Genomic DNA, 14,008 nt, shown 5'->3' with positions numbered 1-14,008 from the left:
GTGTTCGGATCAGCTCTTCGAAAAAGGTCCTCGAATGGCGCCGCCGGGCTGTCGGCGTTCTTTTGTGACCGGCTCGTCAGAACTCTTCCTGGAGGTGGAGCGTGAGTGAACCGCGGTCCGCACCGACGGTCGGTCAGGTCGTCCTCGGCCGCCGCCTGTTGGACCTGAGGGAGCACGCCGGGTTGAAGCGCGAGGAGGCCGCGCGCATTCTCCGCGTCGCCCCCGCCACGGTCCGCCGCATGGAGATGGCCGAGGTCGCACTCAAAATCCCGTACTTGCAACTGCTCCTCAAGGCGTACGGAATCTCCGACGAGGAGGCCGAGGCCTTCGTCCAGCTGGCCGAGGAGGCCAACAGGCCCGGCTGGTGGCAGCGTTTCCATGACGTCCTGCCCGGCTGGTTCTCGATGTACGTGAGCCTCGAGGGCGCGGCCAGTGTCATCCGCAGTTACGAGCCCCATTTCGTCCCCGGACTGCTGCAGACCGAGGACTACGCGCGCGCGGTGCTGCGGTCGGGCGCCATCGGCCAGACCCGGCCCGACGACATCGAGCGCCATGTCGCCCTGCGTATGCAGCGCCAGGACCTGCTCACCCGCGAGGACGCGCCCCGGCTGTGGGTCGTGATGGACGAGACCGCGCTGCGGTGCCCGGCCGGTGGCCCGGAGGTGATGCGCGCCCAGATCGGCAGGCTGCTCGACGCCACGCAGCTGCCCAACGTGACACTCCAGGTCGCCCCGTTCGCCAACGGGCCCCACCCGGGTACGTACGGGCCGTTCGTGCTGTTCCGATTCGCCATGCCCGAACTGCCGGACATGGTCTACAGCGAGTACCTGACCGGCGCGGTCTATCTCGACGCGCGCGCCGAAGTGGCGACCCACCTCGAGGTCATGGACCGCATGGCGGCGCAGGCCGCTACGGCACATCGCACGAAGGAGATCCTCCGGGATCTCCGCAAGGAGCTGTGAATGGATCGCATCAAGCCGCGCAAACACGTCTACAACGGCATGCCCGCGCGTGACTTGGGCAGCGAAGGCTGGCACAAGCCGTGGAGCGGCGGAAACGGAGGCAACTGCCTGGAGGCGATGAAACTCGCCGACGGCCGGATCGCCCTCCGTCAGTCCACCGACCCGGACGGGCCGGCGCTGATCTACACGACCGACGAGATGACGGCCTTCATAGAGGGGGCGAAGTCGGGGCAGGCGGACTTCCTGCTGTCCTGATGAACTGCCGCCGTTCTCGCGGTCGCACACTTCCCGACCTGCCGTTGTTCTGGTTCAACTTTCCTACAGTGGTGCTGAATTGACCGCCCCCTGTGTCCTACGGAGTGCCTCATGACCGGGCAGAACCCCACACCGGCCGCCCAGATCGACACGACCAGACCCCATCCCGCGCGGATGTACGACTGGTACCTCGGCGGCAAGGACAACTACCCGGTCGACGAGGAGATGGGCCGGCAGATGCTCACCCTCGATCCCCGGGTGCCGGTGATGGCACGGGTCAACCGCGCGTTCATGCACCGGGCCACGCGCTGGCTGGCCCGCAACGGCGTGCGGCAGTTCCTGGACATCGGCACCGGCATCCCGACCGAGCCCAACCTCCACCAGGTCGCCCAGGAGACCGCGCCCGGAGCCCGGGTCGTCTACTGCGACAACGACCCCATCGTCCTGGCCCACGCGGCGGCCCTGCTGCGCGGAGCGGACGAGGGCGCGACCGAGTACCTCCAGGCCGACGTGCGCGACCCGGACGCCATCCTGGAGGGCGCGAGGAAAATCCTGGACTTCGGCCGCCCCGTCGCCCTGTCGCTCGTCGCGCTGCTGCACTTCGTCTCCGACGAGGAGGGCGCCCACGACCTGGTCCGCCGGCTGCTCTCCGAACTGCCCTCCGGCAGCTACCTGGTGATGACCCACGCGACCGCCGACTTCACCCCGGAGGAGTCCGAGGCGGCCACCGCGAAGCTGCGCGCCGCGGGCGTCACGCTGGCCCTGCGCTCCCGTGAGGAGTTCACCCGCTTCTTCGACGGCCTCGACCTCGTCGAGCCCGGCGTCGAGGTGCCCCACCGCTGGCACCCCGAGCTGGGCGAGCCCGTGCCCGGACAGGACGACGGGGTGATCCCGGGGTACGGGGCGGTCGGGCGCAAGGCCTAGGCACTCCGGGGTCTTCCAGGGGTCCGCTTCGGGCCGGTCACGGCGGCGGCAGTGCTCCGCACAGGGCCTCCAGGGCCGGTCCGTAGGCATGCTCGGAGGGGGTCGCGTACCCCACGACCAGTCCGTCGTCCACCGGCATGTCCGTCTCCGGATGCCGGAACGCCGCGAGACCGTCGAGGGCGACGCCCTGCCAGGCGGCGGCCTTGACCGCCGACGCCTCGGTGCCGGGCGGAAGCCGCAGCACCGCGTGCAGCCCGGCCGCGACACCGGTGGCCACGACGTGCGGCGCGTGCTCGGCGAGCGCCGCGACGAGCCGGTCCCGGCGGCCGCGATAGCGCTGGCGCATCCGCCGCACATGCCGGTCGTACGCCCCCGAGCCGATGAAGTCCGCCAGGCTCAGCTGGTCGAGGACGCTCGCCCACGCCTCGCGCTCGCCCTTGGCGTCCAGTACGGCGCCGACGAACCGCGCCGGGAGCACCATCCAGCCCAGCCGCACCGCCGGCGACAGGCTCTTGCTCACCGAGCCGATGTGGATCACGTGCTCCGGGTCGAGCCCCTGGACGGCGCCGACCGGCTTGCGGTCGTAGCGGAACTCGCCGTCGTAGTCGTCCTCCAGGACCAGCCCGCCCCGCGTGCGTGCCCAGTCGATCACGGCGGCCCGGCGCGCGGGGTGCAGCGGACCACCGGTCGGGAACTGGTGCGCCGGCGTCAGCAGGACCGCCCGCTCGCGCCCCAACCGGTCCACCCGGGCGCCGTGTTCGTCGAGGGGGAGCGGCACGGTCCGTGCTCCGGCCGCGGCCAGGATCTCCCGGTGGAAGCCGAGGCCGTACGCCTCCACCGCCAGGGGTCCGCGCAGGACGCCGCCGCCGAACAGCAGCCGCAGCGCGTGCGCGAAACCGGAGCAGATCACGATCCGGTCCGGCGCGGTCCGCACGCCCCGGGCGCGTGCCAGGTACTCCGTGAGTGCCTCCCGCAGTTCGAGCCGCCCCGCCGGGTCGCCCGGCCCGAACACCTCGTTGGGCGCCTGCTGCAGGGCCCGCCGGTAGGAGGCCAGCCAGGCGGTGCGCGGGAAGGCCGAGGCGTCCGGGGTGCCCTGCGTCAGGTCGTGCCGGGGGCCGCGCGCGCGGGGAGGTGCCTTCACGGGCACGCGCGCGGCCGACCGCAACGGCTCCGCCCGCTCCGCCACCCGCGTGCCCGAGCCCTGCCGTGCGGTGAGCCAGCCCTCCGCGACGAGCTCCGCGTAGGCGTCCGCCACCGTGTTGCGGGCGACACCGAGGTCCGCCGCGAGCGAGCGGTACGGCGGCAGCCGGGTGCCCGGAGCGAGCCGCCCGCTGCGGACGGCCTCGCGCAGGGCCCGGATCAGCGCCGCCCGGCGACCGCCCGGCCCGGTCAGCTCCAGATGCAGGTCGGACCCGATCCGCTCCGCCGCATTGACCCACGAATCCACCATGGAAATGCACCCTACAACGGGTCTTTCCGGCTCGTAGGTTGTAGGACATGACGACGAACACGAGCACGAACGGAACCCAAGTGGCCACGCACCGGCTGAACTTCGGCACCTCGGCCCCGAAGGCCTTCCGGGCCCTCATCGCCTTCGACGCCGCCGCACGCGAGGGCCTCGACCCGGCCCTCGTCGAACTCGTCCAGATCCGCTCCTCGCACCTCAACCACTGTGCGTACTGCCTTCACATGCACACCAAAGACGCCCGCAAGGCCGGCGAGAGCGAGGACCGGCTGCACATGGTCGCCGTGTGGCGCGAGGCCCGCCACTTCTTCACCGAACGGGAGCAGGCCGCCCTCGCACTCACGGACGCGCTGACCCTCGTCGCCGACGCCGGCGTCCCGGACGACGTGTACACGCAGGCGGCCGCACGGTTCGACGAGCGGGAACTCGCCCAGGTCATCGCTCTGATCTGCACGATCAACACGTGGAACCGGGTGGCACTGTCGACGGCGAAGGTGGCGGGGACGGACGAGCGGTGAGACCGGCGGGGGCCGGGCCCACCGGGGGCCGGGCGGCTGGGGCGTCACACCGCCATGGGCCGGTCGTACGGGCCGATCGGTGCCGGGAGTCTTGAGCTGCCCGTCAGATGACGGTCGACGGCGGCCGCCACCGCCCGGCCCTCGGCGATCGCCCACACGATGAGCGACTGACCCCGGGCCGCGTCCCCCGCGGCGAACACCCCGGGCACGTTCGTGGCGAAACCGGAGTCCCGCGCGATCGTCCCGCGGGGCTCCAAGGTCAGCCCCAGCTGGTCCACGAGCCCGTCCTCGCGGTCGGGTCCGGAGAAGCCGAGGGCGAGCAGCACGAGGTCGGCGGGGAGCGTCCGCCCGGTGCCTTCCACCGGGCGGCGCCGCGCGTCCACCTCGACCAGGTGCAGCGACCGCACCCGCCCCTGCGCGTCACCGTCGAAGCGCAGCGTGGACGCCGCGAACAGCCGCGCGTCCGCGTGCGCGACCGGGGCGGTCCGCAGGTCCCGGGCCTCCTCATGGGCGGCGGACAGCCGGTAGACCCGCATCGGATACGTCGGCCAGGGCTCGGTGTCCTCGTCGCGCTCCGCATCCGGCAACGCGTAGATGTCCAGCTGGGTCACGGACGCCGCACCCTCCCGGACCGCCGTACCCAGACAGTCCGCACCGGTGTCACCCCCGCCGACGATGACCACGTGCTTCCCCGCGGCCGACAGCGGAGACGTCTCCAGATCACCCTCACGCACCCGGTTGGCCAGGGGCAGATACTCCATCGCCTGGTGGATCCCCGTCAGCTCCCGCCCCGGCACCTGCAGTTCACGCCACGCGGTCGCCCCGGTCGCGAGCACCACGGCGTCGTAACGGGTCCGCAGCTCCTCGGCCCCGACGTCCCGCCCCACCGCGGTCGACGTCCTGAACTTCGTCCCCTCGGCCCGCATCTGCTCCAGCCGCCGCTCCAGATGGTGCTTCTCCATCTTGAACGCGGGGATGCCGTACCGCATCAGCCCGCCGAGCCGGTCGTCCCTCTCATACACGGCGACCGTGTGCCCGGCCCGCGTCAGCTGCTGGGCCGCGGCCAGCCCGGTCGGGCCCGAGCCGATCACCGCGACCGTCTTGCCGGACAGCCGTTCCGGCGGCCTCGGCGGCGCGAAGCCCTCCTCCACGGCCCGGTCGGCGATCGCGCACTCGACGTTCTTGATGGTGACGGCCGGCTGGTTGATCGCCAGCACACACCCCGCCTCGCACGGGGCCGGGCACAGGCGGCCGGTGAACTCCGGGAAGTTGTTCGTGGCGTGCAGCCGGTCGGAGGCCGCCCGCCAGTCCTCTCTGGAGACCAGGTCGTTCCACTCCGGGATCAGATTGCCCAGCGGGCAGGCGTCGTGGCAGAAGGGGATGCCGCAGTCCATGCAACGGCCGGCCTGCTTGCTGATGATCGGCAGCAGCGCCCCGGGGACATAGACCTCGTCCCAGTCCCGCGCCCGTTCCTCGACCGGCCTGCGCGGCCAGTCCTGGCGCGGCGTGGTCATGAAACCCTTGGGATCGGCCATGGCCGTCTTCCTTGCGTGCGCGTGTCGCTTCTCGCCACGATACGTCCGCCTCCCGGCCGGTGCCCGTCGCGCGGGGCACGGTCGGTGGGCAGGCCGTGGGGTCAGGTGAGCGCCAGCACGTACGCCAGCGCCGCCCCGGCCGACGCGGCCGTGCGGATGTGGTTCCACAGCGTCCATTCGCGCAGGTAGACCGGCCAGTACGCCGCCGCTTCCGGCGTGTTCGGATCGTGCCCGGCCAGCTCGTCGTTGCGCGGCACGTTCGCGACCATGGTCAGCCCGAACGACCCGAACAGGTACAGGGCGCTGCCCACCAGCAGCTCCACCGTCCCCTCGTCGGGCCACAGCACGAACGTCACCACGGCGATCACCGCACACAGCACGGCCGACCCGAGGAACACGACCATGAACGGCGGAGTCACCGCGGCCACGTTGATCGCCTTCATCGCGGCGACCCCCTGTGCGGGCGGCAGCATGCCGAGGCCCCGCATGACGAAGGTCGAGAACCCGCAGAACACCCCGGCCACCAGGCCGGTCCCGAGCACCCCCAGCACCGTCAGCACGAAGTACGGTCCGTCGATCATGTCCTCTCCCGCCCGTCGAGCCGGGATCCTGCCCGGCACCCTTTCTCACCACAAGTGAAATTCCGTACGGGCACCGTGACCATGGCCGAGCGGCGCGGGGCCATAAGCGGACGTCCAGGGCCCACGCGCAAGCAGCCCGCGTCCGCACGCTCCGCCGGTCGACCGCTCACCCGTCGCCTCGCTGCCCGCTGTTCATGAGAACGGTGGGGCGGCCGTGCGGCGGCACTGCGCCTCGGGGGCGTTACCTCACCCCGCGGAACCGAGCCCCTCCCCCGTCCATCCCCCCAGCACCGTCGCCACCGCCGCCGCGATCCGCCGCCGCGCCTCGTGCCGCGGCACGCCGCTCATCAGCAGTCGGTCGTACGGCGTGTCCAGGTGCCGTACGGACGCCACGACCGCCGAGGTCACCGCGCCCTCGGTCAGCGCACGCCCCGCCGCGCTGCGGCCCACCCGTCCACTGCCCCGCTCCGAAGCGTGCAGGGCGATGGCCCGCGCCCGGTCGGCCGGGCACCCGGGGAAGAGCCGGAGTATCTCCACGGCGAACTCCTGGGCGAACAGGGCGTCCTGCGCCGCCCGCCGCCGCGCGTCCCGCACCCGGCGTCGCCGTCTCGCCTCCGCGTCCGCGAGGCAGCGCTGCTCGGCCCGGGCGAGCGCCGCCTCCTCGACCAGGACACCCTGCCGCTCGTAGCGGCTCTTGCGCCGGTTGAACCGCACGACCACCGCCGACAGTGCGCTCTCCTCCCGCGACCTGCGGGTCAGCGCGGTGTCGCCGCTCGGCAGGAACACCAGATGGGCGAGGTCGGCGCAGTCGAGGCAGCGCGGGGCGCCGTCCTCGAGGACCAGCAGCGGCAGTGGCCCGCGGCGGCACTCGCCGCAGTGCCGCCGCTTGAGGGGCTGGAAGACGAGAAGCCCGGTGTGGGGCGGAAGCGAGGCGCGGGGGACCATGACCTGTTCATTCCCCATGACGGCGGCGCGAAGTACGCAGGACGTGATGAATCCGGACGATCCAGGTGGTCCAAGTGCCAGGTGGTCCGGACAATTCCCAGCGAGGCAGCGGAACACCTCCGGCCACGGCCTGACGCATCATGGGCGGTGTGCGACTCGAAGCGATCACCTGGGAACGGCTCGGCGACCGGCTCGCCGAGCGCCTGCTCGATCTGAAGCCCGCCGACGGCAGCCCCTGGCCGCGCATCGCCTTCGATGGTGCCCCGGCCGCTCGCCCCGGGGACCTCGCCCACCGTGTCTCCGAGGCGCTGCGCATACGCGGCCGCTCCTCGCTCGTCGTGGGCACGGCGGGCTTTCTGCGCCCCGCCTCGGTACGACTGGAGTACGGCCACCAGGACGTCGAGGCCTACTACAGCGGCTGGTACGACACGGGCGCCCTGTGGCGTGAGGTGTTCGGTCCGCTGGAAGCCGACGGCACCGGCCGTGTGCTGCCCGACCTGTGGGACCCGGCCGCCGACCGCGCGACCCGCAGCCCGTACGTCGAACTCCCGCCCGGCGGCGTGCTGTTGATGCACGGGCCGTTCCTCCTTCGGCACTGGTTCCCCTTCGATCTGAGCGTCCACGTCCTCCTCTCCCGGGGCGCCCTGCGCCGCCGCACCCCCGAGGCCGAGCACTGGACCCTGGCCGCCTTCGAGCGCTACGAGCACGAGACGGATCCGGCGGAGACGGCGGACGTCCTGGTGCGGGCCGACGATCCGCGCCATCCGGCATGGGGCGGCTGAGGCATGGCCGGTGCCGGGTACCGCCCTTGGGCAGCCCCGCTTGCGTGTGCGGGCGTCCGGTGGCGCGACGAGAATGAGGGGCGCCGGGACTCGCGGTGCGTCCCGCTCCGCGCCGGCCGTCCGGCACCGGGAGGTACTCCATGACCACCGCCGGAGACATCATGCACCGCGGCGCCCAATGGATCCCCGCCCACGAGACCCTCGACCGCGCCGCCCAGCTCATGCGCGAGCTGAACGTCGGAGCCCTGCCCATCAGCGACGAGAACGAGCGGCTCTGCGGCATCCTCACCGACCGCGACATCGTGGTCGGCTGCGTCGCCATGGGGCACGACCCCGCCAGGGTCACCGCCGGTGAGATGGCCAAGGGCACGCCCCGCTGGATCGACGCCGACGCCGATGTCGGCGAGGTGCTCCGCGAGATGCGGGAGCACCAGATTCGCCGGCTGCCCGTGATCCGGGACAAGCGCCTCGTCGGCATGATCAGCGAAGCCGACCTCGCCCGGCATCTGGCGAAGGACCAGATCGCCTCCTGGGCGGAGAGCGTCTACTCCACGACCGCCATGCACTGAGCGACCCGCCTTGCGCCGGCCGCGCGGATCACCCCGCAGGCGGCCCGTGGCGCCGCACCCGACCCGGCCGCCTCAGAGCCAGCCGCTGCGCCGGAACCCCCGGTACAGGGCGAGACACGCGGCGGATATGACGCCGATGACCATGCCGTAGCCGTAGCGCCAGTGCAGCTCGGGCATGTGGTCGAAGTTCATGCCGTAGACCCCGCAGACCATCGTCGGCACGGCGACGATCGCGGCCCATGCGGTGATCTTCCGCATGTCCTCGTTCTGCGCGACCGTGACCTGCGCGAGGTGCGCCTGGAGGATCGAGTTGAGCAGTTCGTCGAAGGCGGCGATCTGATCCTTCGCCCGCAGCAGATGGTCCGAGACGTCGCGGAAGTACGCCTGTATCTCCGGATCGACCGCCCGGATCGGCCGCGTGGCGAGATCCTCCAGCGGCCGGCTGAGCGGCACCACCGCCCGCTTAAGTTCGAGCAGTTCACGCTTGAGCTGGTAGATGCGCCCCGGGTCGGTCCGCGCGCCGGACTGCGAGAACACGTCCGTCTCGACCTGGTCGATGTCCGCCTGCACCGAGTCCGTGACCGTCAGGTAGTCGTCGACCACATGGTCCGCGAGTGCGTGCAGCACCGCCGACGGGCCCTTGGCGAGCTGGCCGGGATCGGACTCCAGTTCCTCGCGCAGCGGGCCCAGTGAGCCGTGCCGGCCGTGTCGCACCGTGATCACGAAGTCCGCGCCGACGAACACCATGATCTCGCCGGTGTTCACCACTTCGCTGGTGGCCGTCAGCTCCTCGTGCTCGACGTAGCAGACCGTCTTGAACACGGCGAAGAGCGTCTCGCCGTAGCGCTCCAGCTTGGGGCGCTGGTGGGCCTCGATCGCGTCCTCGACGGCCAGCGGGTGCAGGTCGAAGAGCTCGGCGATGCCCGCGAACTCCTGGTCGGTGGGCTCGTGAAGGCCGAGCCAGACGAAGCCCTCCCGGTGCTTGCGTACCCGCTCCACGGTGTCCACCAGATCGCCGCCCGCGGGAATGCGGACGCCGTCCCGGTACGTCACGCAGTTCACCACGGAGGAGCCCAGCGGGGACCGGGCCGGGTGACTCAGGTCGACACGCGGGCGACGCCGGGCCAGCCTGGCCACCTTGCGAAGACCGCCGACCCCGCCGAGGCTCGTGACCTTCCGCAGATTCCCTGCCATGGACATCCGGCTCTCCTTGCGTGGAACTTCCTGCGCCTTGGCGCGCCAGTCTGCCAGGCCCGCGTGAGCTGCGGGTAAGCCTGTGGAAACGGCCCGTTCCGCTTGGTTCCCGGCTGTGGACGAACCGCGCGCCGATGTCTCGGCTCCTCCGTTCTGCCGTATCGACGCATGCCCGGGCCGGGCGGTTCTCAGTCAGGTCCGGGTATGGCGCTTCTCCGTCGCGAAAGCATCGAGGCGGTTGTCCGTGCCGGAGCGTCTACGCGGTTGTACGTGCCGGAGCGTCGACGAGTACGGATAAGTCGGACAACTGGGATGATCAGTGCATGATGCGAACCGACGGGCACCTCCTGGACAACCGGCAGACCGAGGCGGCGGAGCACTTCAGTGCCTTCGCCGCTCTCTTCGACCCCACGACGTTCCGGCACCTCGAAGCGCTCGGCATCGGATCCGGCTGGCGGTGCTGGGAGGTCGGCGCGGGCACCACCGTGGTGTCCTGGCTGGCCAAGAAGGTCGGCCCGACCGGCCGCGTCGTCGCGACCGACACCGACCCCTCACGGCTCGCCCCCGCCGCCCGGCCCCCCGTCGAGGTGCGGGCCCACGACCTCGACGCGCAGGAACCGCCCGGTGAGGGCTTCGACCTGGTGCACGCCCGCCTCGCCCTCGTCCATGTGACCGACCGGCAACGGGCGCTGCGGTCCATGGTCAAGGCACTGCGTCCCGGCGGGCGCCTCCTCGTCGAGGACGCCGATCCCGCCTTGCAGCCCCTTCTCTGCCCCGACGAGTACGGCCCCGAGCAGCAGCTCGCGAACCGGCTGCGGCAGGGCTTTCGCCGACTGCTCGCCGATCGCGGGACCGATCTGCCCTGCGGCCGCACCCTGCCGCGGCTGCTGCGGGACGCCGGGCTGACCGGAGTGCACGCCGACGCCTATTTCCCCCTCGCCTCACCGGCCTGCGCGGCGCTTGAGTCCGTCACGATGCGCCAGATCCGCGACCAGCTCGTGAGCGCCGGCCACGCCACGGACCAGGACATCGACCGGCACCTGGAGAACGTCACGTCCGGTGTGCTCGATCTGACGACGGCACCGATGATCTCGGCGTGGGGGCGCAAGCAGTAGCGGGCGGCGGGGTGAGGTACCCGGGTCAGGTGACGTGACCGGGTCAGTCCGGCGCGGGCGGTCTGCCGCCCACCCGCTCCACCGCTCGCGCGCCCGCCCGGCAGCCCTCCGCCGCGGCGTCCTCCGGCGTGGCACCCGCGAGCAGGGCGGCGAGGAACGCGCCGGTGAAGGCGTCACCGGCCCCCGTGGTGTCCCGAGGGGTCGCGGGTACGGCCGGAACGCGGGCGCTCACCTTCCCCTCGCGGGCCACGAGTGCCCCCTCGTGGCCCTGCTTGGCGACGACCAGCGGCACGCGCAGGCTCAGCTCGGCAGCCGCCTCGGCCGCGTCCGCCCGCCCCGTCAGCAGGCACGCCTCGTCCCGGCTCGGCAGCAGTACGTCCACGCCCTCGACGAGCGCAAGGAACCGCTCGGCGCCCAGCTCCGCGAGGAAGCCGGCCGAAGCGGGGTCCATGCTCACCGGCACCCCACGAGCGTGTGCGGCGTCGAGGGCCACCGTCACCAGGGCCCGGCTCGGCTCGGAGAACAGCAGGTAGCCCGAGAGGTGCAGCCGGGAAACGCCGTCGAGCAGCGCGTCCGACCAGTCGGCGGGTCCGAGCCGCACCGACGCGCCGCCGTCGGTGAGGAACGTCCGCTCCGCCGAGGCGCCGCCGTCGACCATGCAGATCACCGTGCCGGTCGGCACCAACGGGTCCACGACGAGCTGCGGACGCACCCCCTGGGCTACCAGCTCCCGTTCGTGCCAGGCGGCCGCATCCGTCCCGACCCGTCCGAGCAGCCGCACGTCCGCCGCTCCCCGGTGGGCCGCCCAGCACGCCACGTTGGCGCCCGCACCGCCGGCCACCGTCCGGATCGATGCAGCGGTGTCCGTGCCGGCCGAGAGCGGCCCGGCGTGCCGTGCGACGACATCCGTGATGACGTCCCCGACGACCAGCAATCCCGCACCGGCTGTCACGCCCGGGCCTCCCGGGGGCGTCCTCCCGGAGCCCGTAGCCCCGAAGCCCGTTGGCCCGGAGCCCGTTCCCCCTCCCCGCCCCGTGCCGCCGGCCGTCGTCATCCCCGGGCCCGGGCCGCCGCGATCCGTGCGGCCAGGCGTACGTTCCCCCGGACCGCGGCCAGGTTGGCGCTGAGGGAGGCGCCGTCCGTGTGCCGCACCAGGTAGTCGAGCAGGAAGGGCGTGACCGCCTGGCCGGTGATGCCCTCCTCCTCGCACGCGTGCAGCGCGTCCGCGAGCACGCGCGCGTGCAGCTCCGGATCGAGCTGCTCCTCCTCGGGGACGGGGTTGGCGACGATCAGCGCCGACTCCGGCCCGCCCAGGGCGTCCTGTCCCCGCATGACGGCCGCCACCTGCTCCGGCGTCTCCAGCGTCCAGTCCACCGGATGCCCGGAGTCGGAGAGGTAGAAGCCGGGGAACCGGCCGGTGCCGTACCCGGCCACGGCGACCCCCAGCGTCTCCAGCCGCTGCAGGGTCGCCGGCACGTCCAGGATCGACTTCACCCCGGCACACACCACCGTGATGCGCGTACGCGCCAGCAGTCCCAGGTCGGCCGACTCGTCCTGCGTCACCGTCCACTCCCGGTGCACCCCGCCGAGCCCGCCCGTCGCGAAGACCCGCACGCCCGCCAGCGCCGCCAGCAGGGCCGTCGCCGACACCGTGGTCGCCCCGCTCGCCCCGGACGCCACCGCGAGCGGCAGGTCACGGTGGCCGAGCTTGCGGATGCCGTCCTCGTTCGCGACCCGCTCCAGCTGCTCCTTGTCCAGGCCCACGCAAGGACGCCCGTCCAGCACGGCGATCGTGGCGGGCACCGCGCCCTCCTGCCGCACGACCGCCTCCAGCTCCAGGGCCACCTGGAGGTTGCGCGGCCGGGGGAGCCCGTGCGCGATGATCGTGGATTCCAGGGCCACGACGGGCCGGCCCGCGTCGATCGCCTCCCGCACTTCCTCGGACACCACCAGCACCACGCGCCTGCCTCCTGTCAGTCGGTCAGTCGTCCTCCCTCATCTCTGGCGAGCGGCGGACCGGGCCAAACCCTTGCGGGCCGCCGGAGTCGTCACGAGCCTGGGGGACATGACCGATCACACCCCACGTCTCGACCACGTCGTCCTCTGGGTGCGCGACCCGCTCGCCGCCGCCGACTTCTACGAGAAGGCCGTCGGCATGCAGGCGGTCCGGCTCGCCGAGTTCGCGGCGGGTGAGGCGCCGTTCCCCTCCGTGCGCGTCAACGGCGAGACCATCCTCGACCTCATGCCGCTGAGCTACGCCGAGCGTATGACGATGCTGCCCGGCTCCGCCGACAGCGCCGGGCACCCGGTCAACCACGTCTGCCTGTCCCTGCCCCGCGGCGACTTCGACGCGCTGCTCAGCCGTCTCCAGGAGCGCTCCGTGCCCGTGTCGGACCTCGCGCACGGCTCGTTCGGAGCCCAGGGCCAGGCCACCCGCAGCTTCTACTTCCGGGACCCGGACGGCAACGTCTTCGAGGCCCGGCACTACGACTGACCAGGCCCGCCGCCCGGCACGTGCGACTGACGAGGCCCGCCGCCCGGCACTAGGACCGACCGGGCCCGCCGCCTAAAAGAGCGGCTCCGGAAGCACGCCTTCCAGGGCGAGCAGCCTCCGCTTGGTCTCCAGCCCGCCGCCGAAGCCGCCGATCCCGCCGTCGCTCTCGACGACCCGGTGACAGGGCACCACCACCGGCAGCGGATTGGAGCCCATCGCCATGCCCACGGCCTGGGCGGCGCCCGGCTGGCCGACCCGGCCGGCCAGGTCGCCGTACCCGACGACCGTGCCGTAGGGCACGCCCGAGGCCAGTTCGCGCAGGACCTCCCGGTTGAAGCCGGAGATCAGCGACCAGTCCAGCGGCAGGTCGAAGTCGCGCCGCTCACCCGCCAGGTATGCCTCGACCTGGCGTATCGCCTCGGCCAGCAGGGGGGAGCCGGGCGCCTCGACGGGCTCGGAGCCCAGCCGCGACGCCAGCCGCTCGACCGCTCGCTCCCGGACCGCGTCCGTGGCGTGGAACACGACGTTGACCAGGCCGTCCCGGCTCGCGGCCAGCAGCAACGGCCCGATCCCGCTCTCGACGACCGCCCACACGACCCGCGGCCCGACCTGCTCTCGGCTGTCCATGCGCCCACAGTAGGACCCGCCACTGACAACGCCGCCCGGGCG

Annotated in this window: 16 protein-coding genes; 8 read left to right on the top strand and 8 right to left on the bottom strand. The window is 72.5% G+C overall.

Annotation, left to right across the window (positions count from 1 at the left end):
- Nucleotides 1-101 precede the first annotated feature (101 nt).
- From ACFZDI_RS28265 to ACFZDI_RS28255, 3 genes are all read left to right on the top strand, one after another.
- A complete protein-coding gene (locus ACFZDI_RS28265) occupies nucleotides 102-962 on the top strand; it encodes a Scr1 family TA system antitoxin-like transcriptional regulator (RefSeq protein ID WP_391254142.1) in 861 nt (286 codons plus the stop codon).
- Nucleotides 963-1,217 (top strand): DUF397 domain-containing protein, encoded by a 255-nt coding sequence (locus ACFZDI_RS28260; protein WP_234849799.1) that lies wholly within the window; start codon nucleotides 963-965, stop codon nucleotides 1,215-1,217.
- Nucleotides 1,218-1,328: 111 nt separating this feature from the next.
- Nucleotides 1,329-2,141: an SAM-dependent methyltransferase gene (locus ACFZDI_RS28255; protein WP_391254140.1), complete on the top strand. Its 813-nt coding sequence runs from the start codon at nucleotides 1,329-1,331 to the stop codon at nucleotides 2,139-2,141.
- A 37-nt stretch (nucleotides 2,142-2,178) separates the two neighbouring features.
- On the opposite strand, the gene ACFZDI_RS28250 is transcribed toward ACFZDI_RS28255, so the two are convergent.
- Complete coding sequence (locus ACFZDI_RS28250) at nucleotides 2,179-3,591, bottom strand: aminotransferase class I/II-fold pyridoxal phosphate-dependent enzyme (protein ID WP_391254138.1); 1,413 nt, start codon at nucleotides 3,589-3,591, stop codon at nucleotides 2,179-2,181.
- A gap of 47 nt (nucleotides 3,592-3,638) precedes the next feature.
- Between ACFZDI_RS28250 and ACFZDI_RS28245 the strand changes: the two genes are divergently transcribed.
- Complete coding sequence (locus ACFZDI_RS28245) at nucleotides 3,639-4,124, top strand: carboxymuconolactone decarboxylase family protein (RefSeq protein WP_391254136.1); 486 nt, start codon at nucleotides 3,639-3,641, stop codon at nucleotides 4,122-4,124.
- Between the two features lie 44 nt (nucleotides 4,125-4,168).
- Here ACFZDI_RS28245 and ACFZDI_RS28240 read toward each other — a convergent pair whose 3' ends face one another.
- The 3 genes from ACFZDI_RS28240 to ACFZDI_RS28230 all read right to left on the bottom strand — a co-directional run bounded on the left by ACFZDI_RS28240 (nucleotide 4,169) and on the right by ACFZDI_RS28230 (nucleotide 7,185).
- Entirely contained in the window at nucleotides 4,169-5,659 is a 1,491-nt protein-coding gene (locus tag ACFZDI_RS28240) for a glutamate synthase subunit beta (RefSeq protein WP_234849803.1), read from the bottom strand.
- 101 nt (nucleotides 5,660-5,760) lie between these two features.
- On the bottom strand, nucleotides 5,761-6,240 hold the full coding sequence (locus tag ACFZDI_RS28235) for an anthrone oxygenase family protein (protein WP_391254133.1): 480 nt from the start codon (nucleotides 6,238-6,240) through the stop codon (nucleotides 5,761-5,763).
- Between the two features lie 246 nt (nucleotides 6,241-6,486).
- The gene (locus ACFZDI_RS28230; RefSeq protein WP_234849805.1) at nucleotides 6,487-7,185 is read right to left on the bottom strand and encodes a DUF2293 domain-containing protein; all 699 of its coding nucleotides are present in this window, start codon (nucleotides 7,183-7,185) and stop codon (nucleotides 6,487-6,489) included.
- A gap of 140 nt (nucleotides 7,186-7,325) precedes the next feature.
- On the opposite strand from ACFZDI_RS28230, the gene ACFZDI_RS28225 reads away from it, so the two are divergent.
- Entirely contained in the window at nucleotides 7,326-7,967 is a 642-nt protein-coding gene (locus ACFZDI_RS28225; RefSeq protein ID WP_391254130.1) for a uridine kinase, read from the top strand.
- 140 nt (nucleotides 7,968-8,107) lie between these two features.
- Complete coding sequence (locus tag ACFZDI_RS28220; RefSeq protein WP_234849807.1) at nucleotides 8,108-8,536, top strand: CBS domain-containing protein; 429 nt, start codon at nucleotides 8,108-8,110, stop codon at nucleotides 8,534-8,536.
- A gap of 72 nt (nucleotides 8,537-8,608) precedes the next feature.
- Here ACFZDI_RS28220 and ACFZDI_RS28215 read toward each other — a convergent pair whose 3' ends face one another.
- Nucleotides 8,609-9,736, bottom strand: coding sequence for a CorA family divalent cation transporter (locus ACFZDI_RS28215; protein ID WP_391254128.1), 1,128 nt, complete (start codon nucleotides 9,734-9,736; stop codon nucleotides 8,609-8,611).
- Between the two features lie 317 nt (nucleotides 9,737-10,053).
- Here ACFZDI_RS28215 and ACFZDI_RS28210 point away from each other — a divergent pair, with 317 nt between their 5' ends.
- Nucleotides 10,054-10,845 carry a methyltransferase gene (locus tag ACFZDI_RS28210; RefSeq protein WP_391254126.1) on the top strand — a complete coding sequence of 264 codons (792 nt, stop codon included), beginning with the start codon at nucleotides 10,054-10,056 and terminating at the stop codon, nucleotides 10,843-10,845.
- A gap of 43 nt (nucleotides 10,846-10,888) precedes the next feature.
- On the opposite strand, the gene ACFZDI_RS28205 is transcribed toward ACFZDI_RS28210, so the two are convergent.
- Nucleotides 10,889-11,899 (bottom strand): PfkB family carbohydrate kinase, encoded by a 1,011-nt coding sequence (locus tag ACFZDI_RS28205; protein WP_391254124.1) that lies wholly within the window; start codon nucleotides 11,897-11,899, stop codon nucleotides 10,889-10,891.
- A complete protein-coding gene (locus ACFZDI_RS28200) occupies nucleotides 11,896-12,804 on the bottom strand; it encodes a pseudouridine-5'-phosphate glycosidase (protein WP_344368356.1) in 909 nt (302 codons plus the stop codon). Before ACFZDI_RS28200 ends, ACFZDI_RS28205 begins: the two co-directional genes overlap by 4 nt.
- Nucleotides 12,805-12,910: 106 nt before the next feature.
- Here ACFZDI_RS28200 and ACFZDI_RS28195 point away from each other — a divergent pair, with 106 nt between their 5' ends.
- A complete protein-coding gene (locus ACFZDI_RS28195) occupies nucleotides 12,911-13,339 on the top strand; it encodes a VOC family protein (protein ID WP_234849811.1) in 429 nt (142 codons plus the stop codon).
- A 72-nt stretch (nucleotides 13,340-13,411) separates the two neighbouring features.
- Here the strand turns inward: ACFZDI_RS28195 and ACFZDI_RS28190 are convergent, their stop codons facing one another.
- Entirely contained in the window at nucleotides 13,412-13,966 is a 555-nt protein-coding gene (locus tag ACFZDI_RS28190; RefSeq protein ID WP_234849812.1) for a methylated-DNA--[protein]-cysteine S-methyltransferase, read from the bottom strand.
- Nucleotides 13,967-14,008: the final 42 nt, after the last annotated feature.

The sequence above is a fragment of the Streptomyces sp. NPDC007907 genome (assembly GCF_042959365.1).
GTDB classification, from domain to species: Bacteria; Actinomycetota; Actinomycetes; order Streptomycetales; family Streptomycetaceae; genus Streptomyces; species Streptomyces indiaensis.
The sequence above is the reverse complement of the archived record's forward strand: the minus strand, read 5'-3'. Positions and strand labels throughout refer to the sequence as shown.

Bases quoted from the DNA above. Each gene is read 5' to 3' on its own strand.
- ACFZDI_RS28260 (WP_234849799.1), top strand. From the start codon at position 963: ATGGATCGCATCAAGCCGCGCAAACACGTCTACAACGGCATGCCCGCG.
- ACFZDI_RS28255 (WP_391254140.1), top strand. From the start codon at position 1,329: ATGACCGGGCAGAACCCCACACCGGCCGCCCAGATCGACACGACCAGA.
- ACFZDI_RS28250 (WP_391254138.1), bottom strand. From the start codon at position 3,591: ATGGTGGATTCGTGGGTCAATGCGGCGGAGCGGATCGGGTCCGACCTG.
- ACFZDI_RS28245 (WP_391254136.1), top strand. From the start codon at position 3,639: ATGACGACGAACACGAGCACGAACGGAACCCAAGTGGCCACGCACCGG.
- ACFZDI_RS28240 (WP_234849803.1), bottom strand. From the start codon at position 5,659: ATGGCCGATCCCAAGGGTTTCATGACCACGCCGCGCCAGGACTGGCCG.
- ACFZDI_RS28235 (WP_391254133.1), bottom strand. From the start codon at position 6,240: ATGATCGACGGACCGTACTTCGTGCTGACGGTGCTGGGGGTGCTCGGG.
- ACFZDI_RS28230 (WP_234849805.1), bottom strand. From the start codon at position 7,185: ATGGTCCCCCGCGCCTCGCTTCCGCCCCACACCGGGCTTCTCGTCTTC.
- ACFZDI_RS28225 (WP_391254130.1), top strand. From the start codon at position 7,326: ATGGGCGGTGTGCGACTCGAAGCGATCACCTGGGAACGGCTCGGCGAC.
- ACFZDI_RS28220 (WP_234849807.1), top strand. From the start codon at position 8,108: ATGACCACCGCCGGAGACATCATGCACCGCGGCGCCCAATGGATCCCC.
- ACFZDI_RS28215 (WP_391254128.1), bottom strand. From the start codon at position 9,736: ATGTCCATGGCAGGGAATCTGCGGAAGGTCACGAGCCTCGGCGGGGTC.
- ACFZDI_RS28210 (WP_391254126.1), top strand. From the start codon at position 10,054: ATGATGCGAACCGACGGGCACCTCCTGGACAACCGGCAGACCGAGGCG.
- ACFZDI_RS28205 (WP_391254124.1), bottom strand. From the start codon at position 11,899: ATGACGACGGCCGGCGGCACGGGGCGGGGAGGGGGAACGGGCTCCGGG.
- ACFZDI_RS28195 (WP_234849811.1), top strand. From the start codon at position 12,911: ATGACCGATCACACCCCACGTCTCGACCACGTCGTCCTCTGGGTGCGC.
- ACFZDI_RS28190 (WP_234849812.1), bottom strand. From the start codon at position 13,966: ATGGACAGCCGAGAGCAGGTCGGGCCGCGGGTCGTGTGGGCGGTCGTC.